Source organism: Capnocytophaga sp. oral taxon 329 str. F0087 (genome assembly GCF_000213295.2).
In the GTDB taxonomy this organism is placed as follows: Bacteria; Bacteroidota; Bacteroidia; order Flavobacteriales; family Flavobacteriaceae; genus Capnocytophaga; species Capnocytophaga leadbetteri_A.
On sequence record NZ_KN389988.1, the window covers coordinates 15711 to 20066 of the forward strand.

Annotated in this window: 4 protein-coding genes and 1 pseudogene; all 5 read right to left on the reverse strand. The window is 40.6% G+C overall.

Annotated features, from left to right (window positions below; translation table 11 throughout):
• On the reverse strand, positions 1 to 1526 hold a 1526-nt coding region (gene fusA, locus HMPREF9074_RS02215; RefSeq protein WP_034539561.1), incomplete at its 3' end, for an elongation factor G.
• Between the two features lie 8 nt (positions 1527 to 1534).
• Positions 1535 to 2011 (reverse strand): 30S ribosomal protein S7, encoded by a 477-nt coding sequence (gene rpsG, locus HMPREF9074_RS02220; protein WP_009391640.1) that lies wholly within the window; start codon positions 2009 to 2011, stop codon positions 1535 to 1537.
• Positions 2012 to 2043: 32 nt separating this feature from the next.
• Positions 2044 to 2457 (reverse strand): 30S ribosomal protein S12, encoded by a 414-nt coding sequence (gene rpsL, locus HMPREF9074_RS02225; RefSeq protein ID WP_002679283.1) that lies wholly within the window; start codon positions 2455 to 2457, stop codon positions 2044 to 2046.
• 369 nt (positions 2458 to 2826) lie between these two features.
• Positions 2827 to 3267, reverse strand: a complete 441-nt coding sequence (locus tag HMPREF9074_RS02230; protein WP_009391638.1) for a hypothetical protein — start codon at positions 3265 to 3267, stop codon at positions 2827 to 2829.
• An 81-nt stretch (positions 3268 to 3348) separates the two neighbouring features.
• Positions 3349 to 4356, reverse strand: a pseudogene (locus HMPREF9074_RS02235) (phenylalanine--tRNA ligase subunit beta); the annotation flags it as partial.

Consider the following 4356-nt stretch of genomic DNA (forward strand, 5'->3'; position numbering starts at 1 on the left):
TTGTACACTTCACGGTGGTTAGCAACGCCTGTGATAGCCTCTTTGTACTCTACTTGTGGCTGACCTTGGTTTACTTCTACTTTAAACTCGCGTTTCAAGCGGTCTACGATGATATCTAAGTGTAGCTCACCCATTCCTGAGATGATAGTTTGTCCAGAAGCTTGGTCTGTCTTCACTTGGAAGGTTGGGTCTTCTTCAGCTAATTTAGCCAATGCCATACCTAATTTATCAACGTCAGCTTTTGTTTTAGGTTCTACTGCAATACCGATCACAGGGTCAGGGAATACCATACTTTCAAGTACGATAGGATATTTCTCATCGCAAAGGGTATCACCTGTTTTGATATCTTTAAATCCTACTGCTGCCCCTATATCACCTGCTTCGATGTATTCGATAGGGTTTTGCTTGTTAGCGTGCATTTGGTAGATACGAGAGATACGCTCTTTGTTACCTGAACGAGTGTTCAATACGTAAGAACCTGCGTCTAAGTGACCTGAGTAAGCGCGGAAGAATGCCAAGCGTCCTACATAAGGGTCAGTAGCAATTTTAAACGCTAAAGCTGAGAAAGGAGCATCAACGGCTGGTTTGCGTAGAGCAGGTTCGCCTGTTTCAGGGTTAGTACCCTCAATAGCTTCTTTGTCAAGAGGTGAAGGCAAGTAGCGGCATACTGCATCAAGCATAAATTGCACCCCTTTGTTTTTGAATGATGAACCGCACACCATTGGGATAATAGCCATATCCATTACGGCAGCACGTAGTGCTTTGTGTATTTCCTCTTCGGTGATAGAGCTTTCATCTTCCATAAATTTCTCAAGAAGACCTTCGTCATAACCTGCTACTTCTTCAATAAGTTGTGCGCGGTATTTAGTTACGTCTTCTTTCATTTCTTCAGGTATCTCTACTACGTCAAAAGTAGAACCTGAATTTTCTTCGTGCCATACGATAGCACGGTTTTTAATCAAATCTACTACCCCTTTAAAGTCTGCTTCATCACCAATTGGCAATACGATAGGCACTGCGTTTGATTTAAGCATATCTTTCACTTGGTTGCAAACGTTTAGGAAGTTAGCTCCTTGGCGGTCCATTTTGTTTACGAAACCAATACGTGGCACTTTGTAGTTATCAGCCAAACGCCAGTTAGTTTCTGACTGAGGCTCTACTCCGTCTACAGCCGAGAAAAGGAATACTAATCCGTCTAATACACGTAACGAGCGGTTTACTTCCACTGTAAAGTCTACGTGGCCGGGAGTATCGATAATGTTGAAGTGATACTCTTTAGCATCGGCAGTAGGTTTACCATTTTCGGTAGGGAAATTCCATTTACAAGTAGTAGCAGCTGATTGGATAGTGATACCGCGTTCAGCTTCTTGCTCCATCCAGTCCATTGTTGAAGCTCCATCGTGTACTTCACCAATTTTGTGGGTTTTACCTGTATAGAATAGAATACGTTCAGTAGTGGTGGTTTTGCCCGCGTCAATGTGAGCGGCAATACCTATGTTTCTTGTATATTTTAAATCTCTACTCATCGGTTTAATTAAAATCTAAAGTGTGAGAACGCTTTGTTAGCTTCAGCCATACGGTGCGTATCCATTTTTTTCTTCACAGCTGCACCTTCTTCTTTTGAAGCGGCGATAATTTCAGCTGCTAATTTTTGTGCCATAGATTTCTCGTTGCGTTTACGAGCATACCCGATAAGCCATTTCATAGCCATAGACACTTTACGGTCTGGGCGAATTTGCATCGGAATTTGGAAAGTTGCTCCCCCTACACGGCGTGAGCGTACTTCTACGTGAGGCATCACATTAGTAAGTGCGTCTTTCCAAACTTCTAATGCCGTTTTTTCGTCATTATTTTTCTTTTGTTCTACTATGTCAATAGCGTCGTAGAACACCTTAAAAGCCACTGATTTTTTACCGTCCCACATTAGGTTGTTCACAAAGCGTGTCACCAATTGGTCGTTAAACTTAGGGTCTGGTAAAAGTGGGCGCTTTTTAGCCTGTCTTTTTCTCATTTCTTTTCAGTTAAAAGATTTTGTGTGTTAAATTACTTTTTCTTACCTTTAGCTGGTGCTGCAGCGGCTTGTCCTGGTTTAGGGCGTTTAGCACCGTATTTAGAGCGGCGTTGGGTTCTGCCGGCTACTCCAGCCGTATCAAGCGCCCCGCGCACTATGTGGTATCTAACACCTGGTAAATCTTTTACCCGTCCGCCTCGTACCAATACTATCGAGTGCTCTTGGAGGTTGTGTCCTTCACCGGGGATGTAAGCGTTCACCTCGTTGCCGTTAGTCAAACGAACACGCGCTACTTTACGCATTGCTGAGTTCGGTTTCTTAGGCGTTGTGGTGTACACACGTGTACATACACCTCTGCGTTGTGGGCACGAATCCAAAGCCACCGATTTACTCTTCTTGGTAATTCTGGTTCTTCCTTTTCGTACTAATTGTGAAATTGTTGGCATAATTTACAATACTATATATAATTATTTAATTGTTTGCTTGTTTAGCTATCTTATTAGTAATCAGCAGCAATTAGCCACTATTTTTCTAAGAGTTGGCTGCAAAAGTACTACATTTATTTGTAATACACAATATTTCCTTTTACCAAAAACACCAAGCCCTCTCCTGAAAATAAGCCGTCATTCAACGTCTCAAATTCGGAAAAACACTGATTATCAGATATATACAATTTATCCTCTGTCAGAAATCGCTGTATTACAACTTCTTACATTTTTTCTATTTTGTTACAAATATAACAAAATAATTTATATTTTTTTATTGAAAGAATGAGAACCCCCAACAGTAATTTCTAAAATCGGGGGTTCTTAATCTTATTCCTGTGTAATTAATAATCTCAAAGAATGGCTTTCGAATATTACATTCGTTCCTGAAATTTCGTTGTAGGTAAGGGTACCAATAACTGATAGAGCGATAATCCCTACAAAAAATAAAGCTTTTCTCGTTGAAAACAGCGCGCAATACACTAAGTATACAACAGCAGGCACAAAAAGCAAATAAGGCAATGTTGTCCTTACACTGCTATCGCTAAGCAACAAAGAAGCTACTGCTAAAACGAATAAGAAAGGAGCGAACATAAGTAATAACCCCTTGCGCGTTTCTTCTTTACTTTTGGTTCTGAACAAAAAGAAAGAGACTGTTGCCGACAGTATCAGGAACGTACATAGCATATAAGGGTGGTAACCATCAAAGATTATCCCTGCTAAAATATAAAGTGATACCACTATCAAATTGTTTCTAAGAACTTGTTTCATAAGGCAGTTTATTTTAGAATTACAAGGCAAACTTATACAACAAAAATCAAGAAAACAAATAATTGGTAAAGTTTAACTTTTTTACTCTCTTAGGGTTGCTCCTAAACTTTGCTCAAAAGCAGTTTGCAGTTTCAGCATCGTTTTATCGATTTGCTTATCGGTCAGCGTTTTGTTTTCTTCTTGCAAGATAAAACTTACCGCATAACTCTTCTTGCCAGCCGCCAATTTATCACCCTGATACACATCAAATAAATTGATTTGTTTCAAAATGCTTTTCTCTGTAGCAAATGCCACACGATATAGGTCAGCAAAGCTTACCTTATCGTCCAGCAGCAAAGCTAAGTCGCGGCGCACTTCAGGATATTTTGATATTTCTTTATAAACTACCTTATGACCTCTCACTTGCTCAAGTAGGGTTTCCCAATGCAGGTCAGCGTAAAGCACCTCTTGCTTAATATCAAAATCTTTAAGTATTTTGTGCTTCACTACCCCCATTGTTCCCAATAGTGTTTCGCCATACATCCAACGGAATCCTTCAGCGGCTACATTGTCAGTAGGCTCTAACGGAAGGGTGGTAACCTCCTTAAGTCCTAAACGCTCAAAAAGGGCTTCTACGCTACCTTTTAGTTCAAAGAAACTCACAGCGCGTGGCGTAGTAATCCAACTCTGAGGTAATTGGTTACCTGTCAGATATAATAATAGGTGTTTCTGTTCGTCATACTTACCATCCCTCACGCGGTAGTTTTTGCCAAACTCAAACAATCTGAGGTCTGAGCGCTTGCGGTTGATATTATAGCTTACCACCTCTAAACCCGAAAACAACAAATTGGTGCGCATATAGCCCAAATCGCTGCTGAGCGGATTGAGTAGTTTCACAGCCTCTTCAGGAGCAGCCTCATAGCTGGTGATTTCTTTTTCTGACACCAAACTATTGGTCATTATCTCATAATATCCTTGCCCGATGAGCTGTGCCGCTACTACATTCTGCATATTCAAGTCGTCGTACTTAGACGAATGCGACATCGAGGCGTTTATTTTTTCAGAAAAACTGATGTTGTTATAGCCGTAAATACGCAATATCTCTTCTAT